This window comes from Litorivivens lipolytica (assembly GCF_014191715.1).
Taxonomy (GTDB): domain Bacteria; phylum Pseudomonadota; class Gammaproteobacteria; order Pseudomonadales; family Spongiibacteraceae; genus Litorivivens; species Litorivivens lipolytica.
Map to the genome: position 1 here is coordinate 857,506 of NZ_JACHWY010000001.1, position 21,972 is coordinate 879,477.

19 protein-coding genes are annotated in these 21,972 nt (G+C 56.0%); 4 read left to right on the forward strand and 15 right to left on the reverse strand.

Annotated elements, in window-relative coordinates; translation table 11 throughout:
* The first annotated feature begins 22 nt into the window (after positions 1-22).
* On the forward strand, positions 23-1,117 hold the full coding sequence (gene trmA, locus FHR99_RS04000) for a tRNA (uridine(54)-C5)-methyltransferase TrmA (RefSeq protein ID WP_183409247.1): 1,095 nt from the start codon (positions 23-25) through the stop codon (positions 1,115-1,117).
* Complete coding sequence (locus FHR99_RS04005) at positions 1,114-1,410, forward strand: 4a-hydroxytetrahydrobiopterin dehydratase (RefSeq protein ID WP_183409248.1); 297 nt, start codon at positions 1,114-1,116, stop codon at positions 1,408-1,410. The genes trmA and FHR99_RS04005 overlap by 4 nt, the downstream gene beginning before the upstream one ends.
* A 71-nt stretch (positions 1,411-1,481) precedes the next feature.
* Here FHR99_RS04005 and sucD read toward each other — a convergent pair whose 3' ends face one another.
* From sucD to sdhC, 9 genes are all read right to left on the reverse strand, one after another.
* Positions 1,482-2,354, reverse strand: a complete 873-nt coding sequence (sucD, locus tag FHR99_RS04010; protein ID WP_183409249.1) for a succinate--CoA ligase subunit alpha — start codon at positions 2,352-2,354, stop codon at positions 1,482-1,484.
* Positions 2,355-2,357: 3 nt separating this feature from the next.
* Complete coding sequence (sucC, locus tag FHR99_RS04015) at positions 2,358-3,524, reverse strand: ADP-forming succinate--CoA ligase subunit beta (RefSeq protein WP_183409250.1); 1,167 nt, start codon at positions 3,522-3,524, stop codon at positions 2,358-2,360.
* A 223-nt stretch (positions 3,525-3,747) separates the two neighbouring features.
* The gene (gene lpdA / locus FHR99_RS04020; RefSeq protein WP_183409251.1) at positions 3,748-5,181 is read right to left on the reverse strand and encodes a dihydrolipoyl dehydrogenase; all 1,434 of its coding nucleotides are present in this window, start codon (positions 5,179-5,181) and stop codon (positions 3,748-3,750) included.
* Between the two features lie 92 nt (positions 5,182-5,273).
* Entirely contained in the window at positions 5,274-6,506 is a 1,233-nt protein-coding gene (gene odhB / locus FHR99_RS04025; RefSeq protein WP_183409252.1) for a 2-oxoglutarate dehydrogenase complex dihydrolipoyllysine-residue succinyltransferase, read from the reverse strand.
* 45 nt (positions 6,507-6,551) lie between these two features.
* Positions 6,552-9,395, reverse strand: a complete 2,844-nt coding sequence (locus FHR99_RS04030; protein WP_183409253.1) for a 2-oxoglutarate dehydrogenase E1 component — start codon at positions 9,393-9,395, stop codon at positions 6,552-6,554.
* Between the two features lie 275 nt (positions 9,396-9,670).
* Positions 9,671-10,378, reverse strand: a complete 708-nt coding sequence (locus FHR99_RS04035; protein ID WP_183409254.1) for a succinate dehydrogenase iron-sulfur subunit — start codon at positions 10,376-10,378, stop codon at positions 9,671-9,673.
* A 17-nt stretch (positions 10,379-10,395) separates the two neighbouring features.
* Positions 10,396-12,168 carry a succinate dehydrogenase flavoprotein subunit gene (gene sdhA, locus FHR99_RS04040; protein ID WP_183409255.1) on the reverse strand — a complete coding sequence of 591 codons (1,773 nt, stop codon included), beginning with the start codon at positions 12,166-12,168 and terminating at the stop codon, positions 10,396-10,398.
* Positions 12,169-12,171: 3 nt separating this feature from the next.
* Positions 12,172-12,525 (reverse strand): succinate dehydrogenase, hydrophobic membrane anchor protein, encoded by a 354-nt coding sequence (gene sdhD, locus FHR99_RS04045; RefSeq protein WP_343067374.1) that lies wholly within the window; start codon positions 12,523-12,525, stop codon positions 12,172-12,174.
* A 5-nt stretch (positions 12,526-12,530) separates the two neighbouring features.
* Positions 12,531-12,905 carry a succinate dehydrogenase, cytochrome b556 subunit gene (sdhC, locus tag FHR99_RS04050; RefSeq protein ID WP_183409257.1) on the reverse strand — a complete coding sequence of 125 codons (375 nt, stop codon included), beginning with the start codon at positions 12,903-12,905 and terminating at the stop codon, positions 12,531-12,533.
* Between the two features lie 482 nt (positions 12,906-13,387).
* On the opposite strand from sdhC, the gene FHR99_RS04055 reads away from it, so the two are divergent.
* On the forward strand, positions 13,388-14,668 hold the full coding sequence (locus FHR99_RS04055) for a citrate synthase (protein ID WP_183409258.1): 1,281 nt from the start codon (positions 13,388-13,390) through the stop codon (positions 14,666-14,668).
* Between the two features lie 67 nt (positions 14,669-14,735).
* Here FHR99_RS04055 and FHR99_RS04060 read toward each other — a convergent pair whose 3' ends face one another.
* The 6 genes from FHR99_RS04060 to npdG all read right to left on the reverse strand — a co-directional run bounded on the left by FHR99_RS04060 (position 14,736) and on the right by npdG (position 20,870).
* A complete protein-coding gene (locus FHR99_RS04060; RefSeq protein ID WP_183409259.1) occupies positions 14,736-15,173 on the reverse strand; it encodes a nuclear transport factor 2 family protein in 438 nt (145 codons plus the stop codon).
* Between the two features lie 89 nt (positions 15,174-15,262).
* Entirely contained in the window at positions 15,263-17,746 is a 2,484-nt protein-coding gene (gene cofH, locus FHR99_RS04065) for a 5-amino-6-(D-ribitylamino)uracil--L-tyrosine 4-hydroxyphenyl transferase CofH (RefSeq protein WP_183409260.1), read from the reverse strand.
* Positions 17,743-18,468, reverse strand: a complete 726-nt coding sequence (gene cofC, locus FHR99_RS04070) for a 2-phospho-L-lactate guanylyltransferase (RefSeq protein ID WP_183409261.1) — start codon at positions 18,466-18,468, stop codon at positions 17,743-17,745. The genes cofH and cofC overlap by 4 nt, the downstream gene beginning before the upstream one ends.
* 11 nt (positions 18,469-18,479) lie before the next feature.
* A complete protein-coding gene (gene cofD, locus FHR99_RS04075; RefSeq protein WP_183409262.1) occupies positions 18,480-19,427 on the reverse strand; it encodes a 2-phospho-L-lactate transferase in 948 nt (315 codons plus the stop codon).
* 1 nt (position 19,428) lies between these two features.
* Positions 19,429-20,196, reverse strand: coding sequence for a coenzyme F420-0:L-glutamate ligase (gene cofE / locus FHR99_RS04080; RefSeq protein ID WP_183409263.1), 768 nt, complete (start codon positions 20,194-20,196; stop codon positions 19,429-19,431).
* Positions 20,193-20,870, reverse strand: coding sequence for an NADPH-dependent F420 reductase (gene npdG / locus FHR99_RS04085; protein ID WP_183409264.1), 678 nt, complete (start codon positions 20,868-20,870; stop codon positions 20,193-20,195). The genes cofE and npdG overlap by 4 nt, the downstream gene beginning before the upstream one ends.
* 302 nt (positions 20,871-21,172) lie before the next feature.
* Here npdG and FHR99_RS04090 point away from each other — a divergent pair, with 302 nt between their 5' ends.
* Complete coding sequence (locus tag FHR99_RS04090) at positions 21,173-21,952, forward strand: SDR family oxidoreductase (RefSeq protein WP_183409265.1); 780 nt, start codon at positions 21,173-21,175, stop codon at positions 21,950-21,952.
* Positions 21,953-21,972: the final 20 nt, after the last annotated feature.

Here is a 21,972-nt window from a genome sequence, read left to right on the forward strand (position 1 = left end):
GTGGCTACTTTACGAGAACCTCATGCCCCTAAGTAATTTCAAACCGGCGGAGTACCGCGCTCAGTTGCAACAGAAAGTCGACCGCTTGAAGCCCGCCTTCGCCGAACTTGGTGCAGCCACTGCCGAAGTGTTTTCGTCCAGCGAAACCCACTACCGTATGCGCGCCGAATTTCGGATTCAGCATATCGATGACGAACCCCAGTACGTCATGTTCCGCAAGGATGGCGATCGCAAAGCTGTGGTGATTGACGAGTTTCCCGTGGCCTGCAAACCGATTGCCGAGTTGATGCAGCCCTTGCGTCGCGCCATTGCCCAATCAGACACGTTGAAGCGCCGGCTTTTTCAGATCGAATTTCTATCCGGCCTCAGCGGCGAAGTATTGGTCAGCCTGATCTATCACCGACCATTAGATGAAGACTGGGAGCGTGAAGCCCGCGCACTGATGGAGCAGTTTTCCATTGGTATTGTCGGCCGCAGCCGTAAGCAGCGATTGGTGCTGGCGCAGCCCTATATCACCGAAACACTGAACGCCGATGGTCAGGCATTCACGTTTCGCCACTACGAAAACAGTTTTACCCAGCCAAATGCCGGGGTAAACGAGCAGATGATCAGCTGGGCCTGTAAGCAGCTTCCAAAACTCTCTGACGACCTGCTTGAACTATATTGTGGTTGCGGTAACTTCACCCTGCCCCTGTCGCGTTATTTCAACAAGGTGCTGGCCACAGAGGTTTCGAAAACCTCTACCCAGGCCGCCAAGGAAAACTGCACGCTTAACGATATAAGCAATATTGAGTTCGCCCGTCTCTCGGCGGAGGAAATTTCACAGGCCCTCCAAGGGGTTCGCCCTTTCCGGCGCCTGGCACACCTCGATCTTGCGGATTACCAGCTCAATACGGTGTTTGTTGATCCCCCCCGCGCCGGGCTGGACGATTTCAGTCGCACCTTTGTCGGGCAGTTCAAGCGTATCCTGTATATCTCCTGCAACCCGGAAACCCTACTCAGGGATTTAGAGTATTTATGCCAAAATCATCACATTCGCTCACTGGCATTTTTTGATCAATTTCCTTATACAACACATATGGAATGTGGCGTTTTCCTGGAGGAAAAATCTGTATGACCACGCGATTCAGCGAATCTCAATTGAAAGATGTGATGGCAGAGTTGCCAGATTGGACAGTGCGGGAAGACAAACTCTATCGACAACTGACCTTCAAGGATTTTGTCAGCGCCTTTGGCTTTATGAGTCAGGTGGCGATTCTGGCAGAGAAGATGGATCACCATCCAGAATGGTCCAACGTCTACAACCGCGTCGATATCAAACTGACAACTCATGACCTTGGCGGGATTTCGATGCGTGATATCACACTCGCCAAGCAGATTGAGGAGCATTTTTCCGCAGCAAACTCATAGCGCCCTGCCATCGAAAACGGCAGACAATAAAAAAGGCGGCCTAAGCCGCCTTTCTCCAACAACCTGCCAGCTTACCAGCCAGTTGCTTCCTGCAGTGCCTTGCCGATATCGGCCAGTGAACGCACGGTTTTAACGCCCGCGTCTTGCAGGGCAGCGAATTTCTCGTCCGCCGTACCTTTACCACCGGAGATGATCGCACCGGCGTGACCCATGCGCTTGCCCGGAGGTGCAGTCACACCCGCGATGTAAGAAACCACCGGCTTGGTGACGTTGGCTTTGATGTAGGCAGCCGCTTCTTCTTCCGCAGTCCCACCAATCTCACCGATCATCACGATAGCTTCGGTCTTCTCATCTTTCTCGAACATTTCCAGAATGTCGATAAAGTTGGAGCCCGGAATCGGGTCACCACCGATGCCCACACAGGTGGACTGGCCGAAGCCGTAGTCAGTGGTTTGTTTAACCGCTTCATAGGTCAGCGTACCGGAGCGGGAAACGATGCCCACTTTGCCAGGCAGGTGGATGTGACCGGGCATGATGCCGATCTTGCACTCGCCGGGAGTGATAACGCCGGGGCAGTTGGGGCCGATCAGGCGCACGCCCAGTTCGTCACACTTGACCTTGCACTCCAGCATATCCAACGTCGGAATACCTTCGGTGATGCAGACGATCAGTTTGATGCCAGCGTTGGCCGCTTCCAGGATGGAATCCTTACAGAAGGGAGCCGGAACGTAGATGACAGAGGCTTCCGCGCCAGTCGCTTCAACGGCGTCGGCAACGGTGTTGAAAACGGGCAGGCCCAGATGCTCCTGACCGCCTTTGCCCGGGGTTACACCGCCGACCATTTTAGTGCCGTAGGCAATCGCCTGCTCAGAGTGGAAAGTACCCTGAGAACCGGTGAAGCCCTGACAGATGACTTTAGTGTCTTTATTGATAAGGATACTCATTGATTAACCCTCCGCCGCTGCTTTAACAACTGCATCAGCAGCTTCGGTCAAGCCGTTTGCAGCAATGATGTTCAGACCGGATTCCGCCAGCAGTTTGGCACCCAGATCAGCGTTGTTACCTTCCAGGCGAACAACAACGGGCACTTTAACGCCAACTTTTTCTACCGCGCCGATAATACCTTCGGCAATCAGGTCACAGCGAACAATACCGCCGAAGATGTTAACCAGAACGGCTTTAACACTTTCGTCGGAGAGGATGATCTTGAAGGCCTCGGAAACGCGCTCTTTGGTCGCACCGCCACCTACGTCAAGGAAGTTGGCCGGAGCACCGCCGTGCAGCTTGACGATATCCATAGTGCCCATGGCCAGGCCAGCACCGTTAACCATACAGCCGATGTTGCCATCCAGAGCTACGTAGTTCAGTTCCCACGCCGCCGCATGCGCTTCGCGCTCGTCTTCCTGTGAAGGATCATGCATTTCCTTCAGCTGAGGCTGACGGTACATGGCGTTGCTATCGATGTTCAGCTTGGCATCCAGGCAGTGCAGGTTGCCTTCGCTGGTGATAACCAGAGGGTTGATTTCCAGCAGAGCCAGGTCTTTTTCTTGGAACAGTTTAGCCAGTCCCAGGAAGATATTAACGAACTGCTTCACCTGAGTGCCGTTCAGGCCCAGTTTGAAGGCCAGCTCGCGACCTTGGTAAGGCTGAGCGCCTGTCAGCGGATCAATGATGGCTTTCAGGATTTTCTCGGGAGTCTCTTCCGCGACTTTCTCGATTTCAACGCCGCCCTCGGTAGAGGCCATGAAAACGATCTTGCGCGTGGAGCGGTCTACTACCGCACCCAAGTAGAGTTCCTGATCGATGTCGGTGCAGGATTCAACCAGAATTTTGGAAACCGGCTGACCGTTTTCGTCTGTTTGATAGGTCACCAGGTTTTTGCCCAGCCACTGTTCGGCAAATGCTTTGATGTCGTCAGTATTGCTGACCAGTTTCACACCACCAGCTTTACCGCGGCCACCGGCGTGTACCTGTGCTTTTACTACCCACTGATCTCCACCAATTTTCTTGGCGGCTTCTACTGCTTCTTCTGGTGTATCGCAGGCAAAACCCTTGGATACAGGCAGGCCGTACTCGGCAAAGAGTTGTTTGCCCTGGTACTCGTGAAGGTTCATGTTTTTTTACCGTCTCGGTCTGTGGAACTTCAAGCAGATCTCATCCTGTCAGTGTGTGACCTGCTCCCTCGAAAATATTGCGAAAACCGCAAAATTTGGGCGCGTATTTTCCCTGAATTTAGCGGTTACCGCAAATTAAAGCCCAAGCTGCTGATCAATAATCAACCAGCCCAAACCCCTCTCCCCCTTTCTTTGCCCGGGCTGCATACCCGGGCAAAAAAGTCTATCGTTTCTTCCGGTTAGGAATGTGGATGGCGTGTCCAGCCACGGCCAGCGCGGCTTCGTGGACCGCCTCCGACAGGGTCGGGTGACCAAACACCGTCAGACCGATGTCTTCAGCGCTGGAGCCAAACTCCATTGCGATCACAACCTGCTGCACCAGATCCGCGGCGCTGGCGCCAATAATGTGGCAGCCGAGGATACGATCGGTTTCCGCGTGGGCGATCATTTTGACCATGCCGCTGGCGTCGTTGGCGGCCAGTGCCCGACCGCTGGCCACAAACGGGAACACACCCACGTTGTAGGGCACACCGTCGGCTTTCAGTTGTTCTTCGGTCTTGCCGACCCAGGCCACTTCCGGATGGGTATAGATCACGCTCGGGATCACGTCGTAGTTCATGGCGGTTTTCTTGCCGGCGATGCGCTCGGCAACCATCACACCCTCTTCCGAGCCTTTGTGGGCCAGCATCGGGCCGCGCACGATATCACCGACCGCGTAAACGCCCGGCGCATCGGTTTCGCAGTAATCGTTAACGAAGATAAAGCCGCGCTCATCCAGATTGACACCACAGTCCTGAGACAGCAGGTTCTGGCTCTGGGGGCGACGACCTACCGCTACAATCAGCTTGTCGAAAACTTCTTCCTGCTCTTTGTCACCGTCGTTGTACTTAACCGTGACCTTTTTCTTGGCCACTTTGCTATCCATTACGCGGCAGCCAAGACGAATATCGAGGCCCTGTTTTTTGTAGATCTTGGCCGCTTCCTTGGCGATCTGCTGATCAACCGCCGGCAGGAAATCCGGCAGCGCTTCCAGCACTACCACTTCACTGCCCAGACGCGCCCAGACACTGCCCAGCTCGAGACCGATAACACCGGCACCGATAACACCCAGACGCTTCGGCACGGACTGGAACTCCAGCGCACCGGTGGAATCTACAATCACATCCTGATCAACCGGAGCCGGCGGAATTTCAACAGGCAGTGAGCCCGCAGCAATAATGACGTTTTCCGCTTCAAGGGTTTCGGTAGAACCGTCTTCCTTGGTCACCTCGACTTTTTTACCGGCCAGCAGCTTGCCTGCGCCTTCGATCGGCGTAACACCATTGGCTTTGAACAGACCACCAATACCACCGGTCAGCTGAGTCACCACCTGATCCTTGCGCTTGATCATCGCAGGCACGTCAATTTTCAGATCTTTGGCGGTAATACCGTGCGCTGCAAAATCGTGGGCAGCCTCAACGTATTTGTGAGAAGAGTCCAACAGCGCCTTGGAGGGAATGCAACCTACGTTCAGGCAGGTACCGCCGTGGGCGGGCTTACCGTTCTTGCCCTTCCCTTTTTCAATACAAGCGGTTTTCAGGCCCATTTGGGCAGCACGGATGGCAGCGACATAGCCAGCGGGGCCGGAGCCAATGACTACAACATCGAATTTCGACATAAGATCAACCTTTATAAAAACTGTGTTCCGAGAGAATGGTCATCGGGCGCAGCCATTTCGGCTAAGCGCCCACACCACTGACCGGCAGAGAATCAGACTTCCAGCAGAATACGTGCCGGGTCTTCGATCAGGTCTTTGATGGTGACGAGGAACTGCACCGCTTCCTTGCCATCGATCAGGCGGTGATCGTAGGACAGCGCCAGATACATCATCGGCAGGATTTCCACCTGGCCATTGACTGCCATCGGACGCTCCTGAATTTTATGCATGCCCAGAATCGCTGTTTGCGGCGGATTCAGGATCGGCGTTGACAGCAGTGAACCAAACACACCGCCGTTGGTGATGGTAAAGGTGCCACCCTGAATATCGTCAATACCCAGCTTGCCGTCGCGGGCGCGCAGACCGAAGTCGCGGATCTTGTCTTCCACATTGGCCAGCCCCAGAGAATCCGCATCACGCAGTACGGGTACTACCAGACCCTTGTCGGTCGAAACCGCTACGCCGATGTCCTGATAGCCGTGGTAGACAATGTCATTGCCGTCGATAGACGCATTCACCGCCGGGAAGCGCTTCAGTGCCTCACAGGCTGCCTTGACGAAAAAGCCCATGAAACCCAAGCGGGTACCGTTGTGGGTTTTCTCAAACAGCTCCTTGTACTGGCTGCGCAGTTCCATAACCGGCTTCATGTTGACCTCGTTAAAGGTGGTCAACATCGCCGTGCTTTGACTGGCATCCAGCAGACGCTCGGCAATACGGGCACGCAGACGGGTCATTGGAACGCGTTTCTCAACGCGCTCACCCACGACCAGATTTTCCAGCGAGGCTTTCTCCGGAGCCTGAGATGCGCTGGCCTTGGCCGGCGCTGCCGCCTTGTCACTTGCCTTGGGCTGCGCCATGTGGGCCACGACGTCTTCTTTGGTGATCAGACCACCTTTGCCGGTGCCGCTGATATTGCCGGCTTCCAGGCCGTTCTCTTCAATCATTTTGCGGGCCGCCGGGCTGATTTTCAGATCCTCGGCTGCCGCGGGTGCCGCCGCGCCATCATCCTTGGAGTCAGATTTTGCAGCAGGAGCACTGCTGGCTTTAGCACCTTCCTTGAAGCGACCGATCAGCTCGTCGCTGAGGACCGTTTCGCCCTCGCCCTTCACAATTTCTTCGAGCACGCCGTCAGCAGGAGCGACCACTTCCAGCACAACCTTGTCGGTCTCAATATCGACAATCAGCTCGTCGCGCGAGCAAGCCTCGCCGGGCTGTTTGTGCCAGGTTGCGATGGTGCCATCGGCCACTGACTCGGGAAAAGTGGGTGCCTTGATTTCGGTTGTCATCAGAATTCCTTAATACCAATACCGGTTTGTCAGTGTGGTTTTCTGTTAATTGGTTTCAATGCGCAGGGCTTCGTGAATGAAGCGAGTCTGCTGTTCCATATGCAGTGCAGCATAGCCCGCCGCCGGTGATGCCGAAGGATCGCGGCCGACATAACCAAGCAGCAGATTCTTCTCCGGACGGAAGCTGTGCACTACCCGCAACATACGGTGACGACTGTTATACCAGGCGCCCTGGTTGCGCGGCTCTTCCTGACACCACACCACCTTCTTCAGGTTGGGGTAGCCCGCGATCACTTCTTTCAGGCGATCGTAGGGGAAGGGATAGAGCTGCTCCAGGCGCACAATGGCAATGTCGTTCTTCTCGTGTTCGCGGCGTTTTTCCAGCAGCTCGTAATAAACCTTGCCGCTGCAAAGCACCAGCCGCTTCACCTTGCTCTTGTCGAGATTATCGACTTCGTCAATCACCGTCTGGAAGCTGCCGTTGGCAAGCTCTTCCATGGTGGATACGGCATCCTTGTGACGCAGCAAACTCTTCGGTGACATAACGATCAGCGGGCGACGCATCGGACGAATCATCTGCCGACGCAGCATGTGGTAAACCTGAGCCGGGGTCGACGGTACGCAGACCTGCATATTGTGCTCAGCACAGAGCTGCATAAAGCGCTCCAGACGCGCTGAGGAGTGCTCAGGCCCCTGCCCTTCATAGCCGTGTGGCAGCAACATGGTCAGGCCACACAGGCGCTGCCACTTGTATTCACCGCTGCTGATAAACTGGTCTATTACCACCTGAGCGCCGTTGGCAAAGTCACCAAACTGGGCTTCCCAGATCACCAGCGTTCTGGGCGTCGTCGTGGCATAGCCGTATTCAAACGCCAATACCGCTTCTTCCGACAGCAAGGAATCGTGAATGGTGAAGCGTGGCTGATCTTCCGACAGATTCTTCAGCGGCGTGTAGGTGTGACCATCCTTCTGACTGTGCAGAACCGCGTGGCGATGCGAGAAGGTGCCGCGACCGACATCCTGTCCCGTAATACGTACGCTGTAGTCCTGATCCAGCAGGGTCGCGTAGGCCAGCGTTTCTGCAAAACCCCAGTTGATGGGCATCGCGCCGGCGGCCATCTTGCGGCGGTCTTCGTAGATCTTGCTGACCTGACGCTGCAGCGAAAAACCTTCGGGAATCGTGTTGATGGTGCTGGCCAGTTCGCGCAGACGCTTCTCGTCGTACGTCGTATCGCCCGGTGCTTGCCAGTCGTGACCGATAAAAGGCCGCCAGTCGACGAACATGCCGCTGTTGGGCTCCATCACCAGACTTTTCACTACGTGCTTGCCTTCGTCCAGCGCAGCGCGGTATTCGGTCTCGATATTGTCGGCTTCTTCCTTGTCGACAATACCCTGCTCAATCAGCGCCTTGGCGTAAAGCTCGCGAGTCGTCTTCTGGTTCTTGATCTGGGCGTACATCAGCGGCTGGGTGCCCGAGGGCTCATCCGCTTCGTTGTGGCCACGACGGCGGTAACAGATCAGGTCAATTACCACGTCTTTCTTGAATTCCTGCCGGTAATCCACCGCCAGCTGGCTTACGAACAATACCGCTTCCGGATCATCGCCGTTCACGTGGAAGATCGGCGCCTGCACCATCTTCGCAACGTCGGTACAGTATTCGGTCGAGCGCGCATCAGCCTGGAAGCTGGTGGTAAAGCCAACCTGGTTATTGATAACGATGTGCACAGTGCCGCCGGTGCGATAGCCGCGGGTCTGTGACATCTGGAAGGTTTCCATCACCACGCCCTGACCGGCAAAGGCCGCATCACCGTGCATAACGATCGGCATAACACTGTCGCCAATCGGGTCATCGCGGCGATCCTGGCGAGCGCGAACCGAGCCCTCAACCACCGGTGAAACGATCTCAAGGTGAGACGGGTTGAAGGCCAGCGCCAGATGCACCTCACCACCACTGGTCATCACATTGGATGAAAAGCCCTGATGGTATTTAACATCGGCAGAGCCCTGATACTGGGCCTTGCCCTCGAACTCGTCGAACAGCTCTCCCGGGTTCTTACCGAGGATGTTCACCAGTACGTTCAGCCGGCCCCGGTGAGCCATGCCGATCACGATTTCCTTGTTACCGTAGGCACCACCGCGCTGGATCATCGCGTCCATCATCGGAATCAGGCTCTCGCCCCCTTCCAGACCGAAACGCTTGGTACCCGGATATTTCGAGCCCAGTGATTTTTCCAGGCCTTCAGCAGCGGTCAAACGCTCCAGCAAATGACGCTTCACGTCTGATCCGTATTCCGGCCGCGAACGTACACTCTCCATACGCTGCTGGATCCACTGGCGCTCTTCGGTGTTCACAATATGCATGAACTCCGCGCCAACGGTGCCGCAGTAGGTGCGCTCCAGCGCATCGTGGATCTCGCCCAGCGTGGCCTGATCCTTGCCGATATAGAGGCTACCGGTCTGAAAAACGGTATCGCGGTCGGCATCGCTTAGCTGGTGGTAGTGCAGATCCAAATCGGCAACCGGTGGCCGCTTCCAGAGATTCAGCGGATCGAGGCTGGCCTTCTGGTGGCCGCGCTGGCGATAGGCACTAACCAGCTGGATAACGCGAACCTGCTTGCGCTCGTGGTCAGAGACGGGACTGGCAGCGGCGGCTGAGGGGCGAACCTTGACCTTGGCCAGATTAGCGAAATGCTCGCGTACCGGAGAATGAGGAATGTCACGAACGACCTGTTCGGTAACGCGCGGGAGTTGTTCAAAATAGCTTCGCCATACCTCTGGTACGGCATTGGGGTCTGTGAGGAATGTTTCGTACATCATTTCGACGTACTCGGCATTGCCACCCGAGATATGGGAACTGCTCCAGAGCAATTCCATCGAGCCTTTCTGCATGGATTTTCACCTGCTTCAAATGCGGCATCCGCTTTGAACCGCTTCGCGCAACACCCACCGCTCTCCCCCGAAATGCGGAACGGGCTATCACGAGAACCGACTGCATCATACAGATAACCGCTGGGGTTATTCGGTTCCTCTTTCTATTGTAGACGTACTGCGCTTGCTCGACTGAAACCAGTCAAGACAGGCGTTCCGGCCCAAGACCCACAATGACACCTTGAGCCGGAATTTCAAGTATTACAATAAAATACCTGACTTACTTAACTGCCAACTCAGGTTGCGTTAGTCAGCAGCATGTTGCGGATGTGGCCAATGGCTCGGGTCGGGTTAAGACCTTTGGGGCACACATTCACACAGTTCTGGATACCGTGACAGCGGAATACGCTGAATGGATCATCCAAGTTGGCCAGACGCTCACGCTGGGCCGTGTCACGACTGTCCGCCAGGAAGCGGTAGGCCTGCAACAGACCGGCCGGGCCGATAAAGCGGTCCGGATTCCACCAGAACGAGGGGCACGAGGTTGAACAGCAGGCACAGAGAATACACTCGTACAGACCATCCAGCTTGGCGCGATCTTCCGGCGATTGCAGACGCTCGATAGCGGGCGCCGGCGTGTCATTGATCAGGTAAGGTTTAACCTTCTCGTACTGCTTGTAGAACAGTGACATATCAACGACGAGGTCACGGATAACCGGCAGACCGGGCAGCGGACGCAGGATCAGCTTGTTGCCACCCTTCAGCGCCTCGGACAAAGGCATGATACAGGCCAGACCGTTCTTGCCGTTGATGTTCATGCCGTCAGAGCCACACACACCTTCGCGGCAGGAGCGGCGGTAACCCAGGCTTGGATCCTGTGCTTTCAACAGCTCCAGCACATCCAGAACCATCAGGTCTTTACCGCCGGTATCGACCTCAACGTCCTGCATGTACGGCTCCTGATCAGTCTCAGGGTTGTAGCGGTACAGACTTACTTGCAACATTCTTTGATCTCCCCGACTTAATAAGTACGTGTTTTCGGCTCAAACGCATCGCGGGTTTTCGGCGCAAAGTTTACTGCGCGTTTGCCCACACGTTTGTCACCGGGGAAGTACATGGAGTGGCACAGCCAGTTTTCATCGTCACGCTCGGTGTAATCTTCACGGGCGTGGGCACCGCGGCTTTCCTTGCGCTCTTCAGCGGCAATCGCCGTGGCTTCGGCCACTTCAAACAGGTTGTGCAGCTCCAACGCCTCGATGCGAGCGGTGTTGAAGGCCATGCTCTTGTCTTCGAGGTGGGCGTTATCGATACGCTCACGCAGCTCGGCCAGTTTCTTGATGCCTTCCTGCATGAATTTCTCGTTGCGGAATACGCCGAAGTGGTTCTGCATGGTGTTTTGCAGTTCCTTGCGCAGGGCTGCCACACTTTCGCCGCCAGTGGTGTTATCCAGGGCGTGAATGCGAGAAGCGGCTGCATCGATATCGGTCTCTGTAGCGTCGCGCATTTCGATGCCTTCGCGCAGAGCCTTCTCGATGTAGAGGCCAGAGGCGCGGCCAAAGACCACCAGATCGAGCAGCGAGTTGCCGCCCAGACGGTTGGCGCCGTGAACAGACACACAGGCAACCTCACCACAGGCATACAGACCCGGGATAACTTTGTCATTGCCGTTCTCGTCCAGAGTCAGGGCCTGACCGTGGATGTTGGTCGGGATACCACCCATCATGTAGTGACAGGTCGGTACAACCGGAATCGGCTCTTTGACCGGATCGGCGTGAGCAAAGGTGCGGCTCAGCTCGCAGATACCGGGCAGACGGCTTTCCAGAACTTCTTCACCCAGGTGATCAAGCTTCAGATAAACGTGGTCGCCTTCGGGGCCACAGCCGCGGCCGTCGAGGATTTCAAGAACCATAGAGCGGGCAACAACATCACGGCCCGCCAGATCTTTGGCGTTGGGCGCGTAGCGCTCCATGAAACGCTCGCCGTCTTTGTTGACCAGATAACCACCCTCACCGCGGCAGCCTTCTGTTACCAGAACGCCCGCGCCGGCAATACCGGTCGGGTGGAACTGCCACATTTCGATGTCCTGCACCGGGAAGCCGGCACGCAGGGCCATACCGATACCGTCACCGGTATTGATGTGAGCGTTGGTCGTAGAGGCGTAGATGCGGCCTGCACCACCGGTGGCGAATACCGTGGCTTTCGATTTAACGTAAACCACTTCGCCGGTTTCAATACAGATAGCGATAACACCGACAACCGCACCGTCCTGGTTCTTGACGATATCGGTGGCGTACCACTCATTAAAGAAGACCGTGTTGTTCTTAAGGTTACCCTGATACAGGGTGTGCAGCAGCGCGTGACCAGTACGGTCAGCCGCCGCGCAGGTACGGGCAGCCTGACCACCCTCACCGTATTCCTTGGACTGACCACCGAACGGACGCTGGTAAATCCGGCCTTCTTCGGTACGGGAGAACGGCAGGCCCATGTGGTCCAGCTCAAATACCGCTTCGGGGCCCACAGAACACATATACTCGATCGCGTCCTGGTCACCGATGTAATCAGAACCTTTAACAGTGTCATACATGTGCCACTGCCACTGGTCATTGGGATCAGCACTGGCGATGGCGCAGGTGATACCACCCTGAGCAGACACCGTGTGCGAACGGGTCGGGAAAACCTTAGAGATTACCGCAGTCTTGTAACCGGACTGGGCCAGCTGCAGGGCCGCGCGCATACCGGCGCCGCCGCCACCGACGATAACGCCGTCGAAAGAAATTGTACGAATCTTACTCATTGATCAGCTCCACAGAATCCGCAAACCCCAGATGAGGTAGGTAAACAGCACGACCGCGCATACCGCCTGAAAGGCCAGACGAATTACGGTGCCTTTGGTGCCCATCAGGCGCTCGGTGAAGTAGTCTGTGGAGATGGCCCACATACCGATCCAGCCGTGTGCTACCAGGGACAACAGGGTTGCTGTGGTCAGTACCTGCATACAGATACCGTCGAAAAATGCCTTCCAGCTTTCGTAGGTCAGTTCGCCGCCGAAACCCAGCTTGCAAACCATCACCAGCGCAAAAGCCAGCATGATAACGCCGCTGACACGCTGCACGAGCCAGTCGGACAGGCCGCTACGGCCGAAACTTGTCACTGCCTTTACCATACCCACAACCCCGCAATAACGATCAGAACCGCAGAGACGACAAAAACGATCTGGGCGCCACGGATACCACCCTCCATCGTTTCACCGATACCGGCGTCCATAATCAGGTGCTTGATACCTGCTACAGAGTGATAACTGATACCCGCCAGAGTACCCCAGACCAAAAGCTTGCCAATAAAGGAGTTCAGACACTCCTGCGCAGCGGCAAAGCCTTCAGGCCCACTCAGACTCTGACCCAACAGAGCAAAGAGAATGGCAACGGCGAAGAATATGAAAGCACCACTCGCACGGTGCAGGATGGAAGCTATAGCGGTGATTGGCAGCGCTATCGTCCCAATATCGAGGTTTACGGGTCGTTTATCGGTCACGGTAATTCACACTTTTTCTGGCCCGGCTTGCGCGGGCGATTAAAAGGATGTGGAGCATGTCTCCGACCAATGCGTACGGCGAAAAGGCCTGACTGGAGCACGGCACTGCCGGAAAGGCGAAACACTATATATAGTGTGAATACCGTGCATATCGGAAACGCCGCGCATTATAGGGCCATCACCGGGCAATTACAAACCAACTTACCCGCTTTACGGCAGTGCAAAAAAATGTGTTTTCAAGTGCTTAGCGCCCGGCACGCACCAGAAAAAGGCATTTCAATGCATACATTCCGCCCTGTGTGCGCCATTTGAATGCAGCAGATAAAAAGACACCCAGAAACGCTTAATTTTTAAACAGTTTCACCCCGCTCCAACGCTAAAACGCCGAAGTATGCAACGTTGACAAAACGATTCGAGGCTCTATATTTGTCGCTCCGGTTAAAGGACGTTCAAAAGACATTACCCTACAGGAGCTCGTCGTAATGAGTGACAAGAAAGCCAGTCTGACGATAGATGGCAAAACCATCGACCTGAACGTGTACTCAGGTACTATCGGTCCAGACGTTATCGAAGTAAGTGCGCTGACGGGCGAAGGCTACTTCACCTACGATCCGGGGTTCGTATCCACTGCGTCATGCGAATCCAAGATCACTTACATCGATGGTGGCAAAGGCGTACTGCTTCACCGCGGTTACCCCATTGAACAACTGGCAGAGGAATCCGATTTCCTCGAAGCCTGCTTCCTGCTGCTCTACGGCGAGCTGCCCACCAAGGAAGAAAAAGAAAAGTTCACCACCAATGTGCGCAGGCACACCATGGTGAACGACCAGATGAGCACCTTCTTCAAGGGCTTCCGTCGCGACGCTCACCCCATGGCCATCATGTGTGGTGTAGTTGGCGCTCTGTCTGCCTTTTATCACGACTCTCTGGACATTTCCGATGAGAACCATCGCGAAATTTCTGCTATTCGCCTGATGGCGAAAATGCCAACACTGGCGGCCATGACCTACAAATACACCATTGGCCAGCCCTTCATGTATCCGCGGAATGATCTCACCTACTCCGAGAACTTTCTGTACATGATGTTCGGCAACCCCTGTGAAGAGTACAAGGTGAATCCTATTCTGGCCAAAGCCATGGACACTATCTTCCTGCTGCACGCCGACCACGAGCAGAACGCCTCTACTTCGACAGTGCGTTTGGCCGGCTCCACTGGCGCCAACCCCTTCGCCTGTATTTCTGCCGGTATCGCAGCCCTGTGGGGACCGTCGCACGGCGGTGCCAACGAAGCGGTTCTGGAAATGCTGAACGAGATTGGCGACGAGTCTCGCGTCGACGAGTGTGTTGCCCGCGCCAAGGACAAGAACGATCCGTTCCGTCTGATGGGCTTCGGTCACCGCGTCTACAAAAACTTCGATCCGCGTGCACGCGTGATGAAGAAAGTTGCCGACGAAGTGCTGGGCGAGCTGGGTATCGACGATCCGCTGCTGAAAATCGCTACCCGCCTGGAAAAAATCGCGCTGGAAGACGACTACTTCATCGAGAAGAAGCTCTACCCCAACGTCGATTTCTACTCCGGCATCATCCTGAAGGCTCTGGGCATTCCGACCTCCATGTTCACCGTTATCTTCGCTCTGGGTCGTACCCCGGGCTGGATCGCGCACTGGAACGAAATGCACAAAGACAACTCGCGCATCGGCCGTCCGCGTCAGCTTTACACTGGCCCGGCACAGCGCGACTTTGTGCCGCTGGACAAGCGCTAAGCCACAGCGTTAGACAAAGAAAAGGCCGCATTTTGCGGCCTTTTTTGTATCTACGGTACTCGACAACTCAGTCGTAAGCCGCACTCATATCCGGCACAAACATTTCCATACCGTCAGGGCATGACACGCAGCTTTCATCCCAGAATGCTCGCGCCGTTTTTATTTTACCTTCATCGTTTAATACAAAATGATCGGTAACCAGGAGGTTCAGCCCCTTGTTCTCAGCGGGCACCCTCACCTGCATCACAAAGCGCAAAATACCCTCGTTGCCGCAGGCAATAATCTGCTCAGGCACCGGCGTCAATGTCCGGGCCGAGTCCTGAGGATAGGCAAAATCCCAGAACTGGGAAATTCCGTCGTGGCCGAGAAATGCAGGCGCCCCCACCGGATCTTCCCAACTGCAATCATCGGCAAAAATGGACAGCAACAGGGCCTTGTCGCCAGTTTTCCAAGCTTGGACATAGTGATTGATGACAGCGCGTACCTGTTCGGGTGATGCAGGCATGACCAAATCCTCTTTGTGTTGTTATATCGAAGGAAAGTCTAAGCCGCCCCGCCACCTCGGCGCCTGACCCAAAGAGGTGATTTCTGGGCTCAGGCCGAGGCAATCAGATCGTCAGTGTTTTTCACCAGCGGTTTGCGTCCGCCCTTGCGCTCATACTTCTGAGCCGGGGTGTTGACCACCTCAAGCAGCGCACCGGCGGCGCGAGCAGCCTGTTCACGTTCCTCAGGGACCCGCTCATACAGCGTTGTACGCTGCACGGGCTCTCGATCCATAGCGCGAATCAGCGTATCCATCTGCTGGGGCGAGGTTTCCTGCCCGTGGGTTGCACCTGCCGCGCGGGTAATGGTCTCGTTCATCAGCGTGCCGCCGACGTCATTGACGCCAGCATTCAGGCAAGCTTCAACGCCGTTGTGGCCCAGTTTCACCCAGGACGCCTGAATATTGTCTATCAAACCATTGAATACCAGCCGCGCGACCGAATGCATCAACACAGATTCGCGAAAAGTGGGGCCTTTGCGTGCCCTGCCCTTCAGGTAAACCGGCGCCTCAGACGCCACAAACGGCAACGGCACAAACTCGGTAAAACCGCCCGTGCGGGCTTGTAACGAACGCACCCGCAGAAGGTGCCGCGCCCAGTGCTCCAGTCGGTCCACGTGCCCGAACATTATGGTCGCGGTCGTGCGCAAGCCGACCCCGTGCGCTGTTTCCATGACATTGAGCCATTGCTCGGTATTGATCTTGTCGGGGCAGATGATATCCCGAACTTCATCGTCCAGAATTTCAGCGGCCGTGCCAGGCAAGGTGTTAAGGCCGGCAGCCTTGAGCTTTCGCAAATACGGCTCAATGGCCATATCCAAGGTCGCGGCGCCCTGCCAAACTTCTAACGGCGAAAATGCGTGAATATGCATATCCGACGCCGCCTCGCGAACCGTAGCGAGAATATCGAGATAGGTTTGACCTGTGTAATCCGGGTGAATACCGCCCTGCATACAGACTTCCGTCGCGCCACGCGACCAGGCTTCACTGCAGCGCCGGGCAATTTCGTCCGGGCTTAGGTCATAGGGTCGCCCACGCAGATTTTCGCTGAGCTTGCCTTTGGAAAAAGCACAGAACTGACATTTGAAATAACAGATATTGGTGTAATTGATATTGCGATTAACTACATAGCTAACGCTGTCGCCACAGCGCTTTTTACGTAGTTCATCGGCGGCACGGGTAACTGCAGCAAAGTCTGGTCCACGACTCTGAAACAGGCGAACAACCTCAGCCTCGCTCAAGGCTTCGCCGGCGGCTGACCGCTTTAGTATGCCGCGAATATCGGCAGAAACGGCCGCTTCGCTAACCGCAGTATTCAGCCACTGAAGATCCTGTTGCGGCAATTCTGCATGTTGCCCGGTCAGCCAAGTGTCAGTACGAGGAAAGCCTTCCGAATCAATTTTATTCAGCACACGCTCGTGCAGACTTTCATCGAGCCAGCGCACAGGATCAATGGCGTAGCCGGGATAAATGGTCAGCCGTTCCTGCAGGAATTTACCGGCGACCGCTGTCTCTCGGGCGAGCTCTTCCAGATGGGGCCAAGGCGCCTCGGGATTCACAAAATCCGGGGTCAGCGGCGATACCCCACCCCAATCATTAATGCCCGCTGCAACGATTTTTTCCAGCACGCCCGGACTGAGATTGGGCGGCGCCTGAATACTCATCTCCGCGCCAAAGATCAATCGGCAGACTGCGATGGTCCACAGCAATTCGTGCAGATCGGGCTCGGGAGCTGACGCCATTTTGGTGTCCGGCTTGGCGCGAAAGTTCTGCACGATAATTTCTTGCAGATGACCAAATTCCTCATGCACGTCTCTCAGCGCCAGCAGGGATTCAACCCGCTCTCGACGGGTTTCGCCAATACCAATCAGCACACCCGAGGTGAAAGGCACCTGTGCTTCTCCGGCCAGGCGCAGGGTTTGCAGACGAACCGCCGGATCTTTGTCGGGTGAACCGTAGTGCGGCATTCCCTTTTCTGTCAGCCGCTCAGATGCGGATTCCAGCATAATACCCATTGATGCCGATACCGGGCGCAACATGGCGATTTCATCGGCGGTCATGCAGCCCGCATTGACATGCGGCAGCAGGCTGGTTTCTTCGAGAATACGTTTTGATACGTGCGCCACGTATTCCAGCGTGGTCGCAAAGCCCATTTCCGCAAGGGCTTCACGCGCGGCCTTGTAACGTAATTCCGGTTTCTCACCGAGGGTCAGCAGCGCTTCCTTGCAGCCCATTTTTTCGGCTTCACGCACGGAATCGAGCACCTGCTCGACGCTCATATAAGGCGATTCAATACGCTTTGGCGTTTTGGCAAAGGTGCAGTAATGGCAGACATCGCGGCAAAGGTGGGTTAACGGAATAAAGACCTTGCGCGAGTAAGTCACCACATTGCGAAAACCGCTGTCGCGCAGCTCACCCGCTACGGCAAGCAGGTCGTCGTCATGCTTCTCATCCAGTTCAGCCAGCGCCAGTACTTCTTCCGCGCTGAGCTGCTGATGGCTGCCCGCCTTGGCGGCAATAGTGTGCCAGTCACTCATGAATCCGAGACCACATCCATTTTGATAAATGCACTGTTTGCTTCTTTTGATGTCAGCGCTCTGATGCGCTGATCAAGACCGTTTTCTCGCAGGTAATGTAGGGTTTTCGGTGCACGACTGCCCCAATCACAACTGACCAGCTCCGCCAGATCATCACCGTCATCGATATCGCGACTCAAACCCTGCCGCTCCAACGTCATCAGCGACAGCCCCTTTTGCTGAGCCTGCGCGCGATGGTGATGGCAGGACTCGGAACCATAAGCAAAAGTCAGACTGCCCGGCGGGCTGGTAATGAGCACATTGGAACCGTCGCAGTGGCGATCGGTGACCAGCGTTACCCGCGCGCCATGACCTCGCGCATGCTCTGCGAGAACTTCCTGCCACTCTTCAACACTGGCCAGGGGCAGATCACCATGGGCGACCATGCAATGGTCAACTTGTCCGGCTACAGAGCGCACCGCCGCATTGATCACAGAGTTCAGCCCCGGTGGTGCCAGCGCCCTCTCGCTCCAGCATTCAATGTTGTAGTGCTCCGCCAACAGGTTGGCCGCGGGATCGTCAGACAGCAGAATAATCCGCTCCAAGCCCTCTACCTGTGTCAGCACATCCAGCACATCTTCCACCATCGCCTGAAACAGGCAACGCCGCTCAGAAGGACTGAGAAAGCCAGACAGGCGCTGTTTGGCCTGCACGAAATCTTTTAAAGGAATAAATACCCACATGGTGAATCACACTAATCAAGCTGTCGGGCAAAGTCGATAGCCGCTTGGGCCAGATCCACCTTGCTTTCCAGGTCACTCATCAGGGTTGGCAATACCCGGGTTTTGGTTTCAATGGTGTCCACCAGCTCCCGGTCAACCACATCAATCATCAGCCCATCCAGCAGTTCACCATACCACTGAGCCACGGCGGTCGCGGTCGCAGGCATATTCAGCTCTTTCATCATTTTCGCCGCCGGGCCTTTTACCGCCAGCCCACCCACTATGGGCGAAACCGCGACCACCGGCGCAGTGGCCGCCTGAATCGCCGCGCGAACCCCCCGTAGCTGGAGAATGGGATCGACCGACACAAAAGGATTGGAGGGGCACACAATAATCGCTTCGAGGTCGGGGGCGGCGAGCCAATCCATTAATTCTGGCAGGGGCTGGGCCAATTCGATGCCGTCGAAGCGAAAGGCCGACACCGCAGGTGCACACTGCTCTCGAACAAAGTATTCCTGAAAGGCCAGCTCGCCCTGCTCGGTGGTGATCATGGTACTGACCCGATCATTGGTCATCGGCACGAGACGATGCTGAATGCCAAGCGCGGCGCAAAGCTCCCGGGTAACTTGGGATAAAGACGCACCTTCGCGCAAGCGCACGCTGCGCTGCAAATGCGTTGCAATATCCCGATCACCCAGCTTGAACCAATCTGCCCCGCCCAATTGCTGCAGCGCATCCATCGCCTGCCAGCTCTCACCGGCCAGACCCCACCCCCGCTGCGGGTCATTTAAATCCGCGAGGGCATACATAACGGAATCTAAATCCGGTGAAATCGATAACCCAAGATGGTTAAAGTCATCACCGGTATTGGCAACAATCAATAACTGGTCAGGCGCTAGACATTCGATCAAGCCGCGCGCCAGCTTGGCGCCGCCTACGCCCCCGGTCAGAGCCACCACCTTCCCCGTCAAAGCGCTCATCTCAGCGGAACATGTCCTGCGCTTTGGGACGAATCAGGGTTTCGCACCCCTGCTCGGAAGCGCGCAGTTGCGCCCCTCGAATCAGCACGACCGGAGCACCTTCGTCGGCCTGCCCCATCAGAAAGGAAGCCGCTGCCGCCAATTCATCCGCGACACCGATCTGGGTGATTTCCAGCGGGCGCCCGAACAGATCCTTGTCGCCAATACGACTGACCAGGGCCTCAAAACCGGCACTGCCCAGAGCAAAGCCACAGGTACCATTGCGCCAGGCACGACCAGCGCTGTCGTTGATAAGGATATTCAATGTTACGCCGAGCCTTTCGCGCAGCGCGTCTCGCAGTGTACGTGCCGAGGCATTGGAATCTTCTGGCAGGAGCAAGACCCGCGGATTATCAGGGTCGGAGTGAATATTCGAGGCATCGATGCCGGCATTGGCATGTACATAGCCTTCCCGGTGCTCAACGATAATCGCACCCGGTCGATGCCGCACCACCTCTTTGGATTCGCGCAGGATCAACTCAACCTGACGCGGATCCTTGTCCGTTTTTTCAGCGAGCGCGATCGCTTCTTCAGAAGGCTCCACCTCATTGAACCAGACGTAGCGATTCTCCGCTTTGGAGACAATCTTCTGGGCCAGCGCCAACACATCGCCATCTTGCAAAACGATATCGGCGCGCTCACAGCATTCAACAATTAAAGCAGCCAAATCGTCGCCGGGCTCCACTAAGGGAAAGCCCGGCAACACGGTCAGGTTCAGCGAACTGCTCACTCAGCCAGGCCGGTCAGTTTAATGCCGGCGTGACACTGATACTGCTTGTTCACGAAAATCAGTACAGAGGTCATCGCTTCCACCGCCGCGGCATTGGCGATACTGCCCGCATGAAAACCACGCATACCCGCGGCTTCCACCAGCTCAATCACCTTGGCGCGGGCATCTTTCTTGTCGCCGCACACCAACACGTCACAATCGAGCCCTTTGCCTTCCTGCAGGTGATGAGCCGCCACATTCTGGAAGGCCGATACCACCTGGGTATCTTCACCCAAGAGGTTCTGGGCAATCTGTCCGGCACTGCCCGCTTCCGGCAGTTGTACGCGAGCGACTTTCGGCGGCACCAGCGGCACGGTTACGTCGATCAGAATCTTGCCTTTCAGGGCTGGCTTGACCAGCTCGAGTGTGCTGGAGTGATGGGCGAAGGGAACTGTCATGGCGACGATATCCGCCGCTTCTGCTGCAGCCAGATTTCCCATGGCTTCCACAGTGACCTGGGCGATACCGCGATCCGCCATAACCTGCTGCAGATCAGCCACGGCTGCTTCGGCCTTGTCCTGCGTGCGGGAGCCGATAATCACACGATAGCCTGCCTCCGCCCAGCGCCGGGCAAGCCCCGTCCCCAGATCACCCGTGCCACCCAGAATTGCCAATACCGGTTTTGAATCGCTCATTACTGCCCTTCCTGTGTCATCTAGAATTCTTTTCTTTGCCACGCGTTCGCACCGAGCTGTGGCGAAAGCCGGGCTGCATTCTCTCAAAAGGTTACTCGGCCATCCAGCACCTAAAATGACGAGAAATTTAGCGAAACCAACCGAACTGCCCGCAATGACCGCTTTCGTTAGCCAATATGCCCCGTTTGGACGATACAATCTTTTCCATCGGCGGCTAGGCTTGCCCAGCGCTGAACTCGGGCTTTTTTTTGCCCGTTGATCATGGCGTTATACTGACCTCGAATTTCTGCAGGGATTGATACATGGATAATCGACTCGACTTCTCCGGCAAAGTGGTAATCGTCACGGGAGGCGGCAAAGGCGTTGGCCGAGGAATCAGCGAGCGTTTTCTGAGCTGTGGCGCCCATGTGGTTATCTGCGGGCGCTCTGAACCGGATGCCCTGCCCACAGCCGGCGGCCGCAGCGCACAGTTTTTGCCCTGCGATGTCAAAGACTTCGATCAAATTCAGGACTTCGTAAATCAGGTTGCCGAGGAACACGGTCGCATCGATGTCCTCGTCAACAATGCCGGCGGCGCCCCCTTTGCCGACGCCGCCACCGCCTCGCCGCGTTTTTCCGAATCCATTATCCGCCTGAACCTGCTGGCCCCGTTGAACTTTGGTCAATGCGTCAATGCTGTGATGCAGCAGCAGGAAACCGGCGGTTCCATTATCAATATCGCCAGCGTCTCAGCGGTACGCCCTTCGCCAGGCACAGCGGCCTACGGCGCCGCCAAGGCAGGCCTAGTCAATCTGTGCACGTCGCTCGCGGTTGAGTGGGCTCCCAAGGTGCGCGTGAATGCGATTATCGGCGGTTTGATCCGTACCGAGCAGTCCCACCTACACTATGGTGATGAAGCGGGTATCGAGGCGGTCGGCGCGACCATTCCGCTGGGACGCATGGCAGTACCGGAAGACATTGGTGACGCCTGCCTGTTCCTGGGCAGCGACCTGTCATCCTATGTTAGCGGCACTACCGTGACTGTTCACGGCGGCGGTGAGAAACCGGCCTTTTTGGACGCGGCGAACACCGACGGCAAATAATCGATCATCGCGGGTGACGA

Excerpts from the sequence above, each read along its gene's own strand:
- FHR99_RS04005 (WP_183409248.1), top strand. The coding sequence starts at position 1,114 with ATGACCACGCGATTCAGCGAATCTCAATTGAAAGATGTGATGGCAGAG.
- sucD (WP_183409249.1), bottom strand. The coding sequence starts at position 2,354 with ATGAGTATCCTTATCAATAAAGACACTAAAGTCATCTGTCAGGGCTTC.
- sucC (WP_183409250.1), bottom strand. The coding sequence starts at position 3,524 with ATGAACCTTCACGAGTACCAGGGCAAACAACTCTTTGCCGAGTACGGC.
- npdG (WP_183409264.1), bottom strand. The coding sequence starts at position 20,870 with ATGAGCGATTCAAAACCGGTATTGGCAATTCTGGGTGGCACGGGTGAT.
- cofD (WP_183409262.1), bottom strand. The coding sequence starts at position 19,427 with ATGAGCGCTTTGACGGGGAAGGTGGTGGCTCTGACCGGGGGCGTAGGC.
- lpdA (WP_183409251.1), bottom strand. The coding sequence starts at position 5,181 with ATGTCGAAATTCGATGTTGTAGTCATTGGCTCCGGCCCCGCTGGCTAT.
- FHR99_RS04090 (WP_183409265.1), top strand. The coding sequence starts at position 21,173 with ATGGATAATCGACTCGACTTCTCCGGCAAAGTGGTAATCGTCACGGGA.
- trmA (WP_183409247.1), top strand. The coding sequence starts at position 23 with ATGCCCCTAAGTAATTTCAAACCGGCGGAGTACCGCGCTCAGTTGCAA.
- odhB (WP_183409252.1), bottom strand. The coding sequence starts at position 6,506 with ATGACAACCGAAATCAAGGCACCCACTTTTCCCGAGTCAGTGGCCGAT.
- cofC (WP_183409261.1), bottom strand. The coding sequence starts at position 18,468 with ATGTGGGTATTTATTCCTTTAAAAGATTTCGTGCAGGCCAAACAGCGC.
- cofH (WP_183409260.1), bottom strand. The coding sequence starts at position 17,746 with ATGAGTGACTGGCACACTATTGCCGCCAAGGCGGGCAGCCATCAGCAG.
- FHR99_RS04030 (WP_183409253.1), bottom strand. The coding sequence starts at position 9,395 with ATGCAGAAAGGCTCGATGGAATTGCTCTGGAGCAGTTCCCATATCTCG.
- FHR99_RS04060 (WP_183409259.1), bottom strand. The coding sequence starts at position 15,173 with ATGCCTGCATCACCCGAACAGGTACGCGCTGTCATCAATCACTATGTC.
- FHR99_RS04035 (WP_183409254.1), bottom strand. The coding sequence starts at position 10,378 with ATGTTGCAAGTAAGTCTGTACCGCTACAACCCTGAGACTGATCAGGAG.
- sdhA (WP_183409255.1), bottom strand. The coding sequence starts at position 12,168 with ATGAGTAAGATTCGTACAATTTCTTTCGACGGCGTTATCGTCGGTGGC.
- FHR99_RS04055 (WP_183409258.1), top strand. The coding sequence starts at position 13,388 with ATGAGTGACAAGAAAGCCAGTCTGACGATAGATGGCAAAACCATCGAC.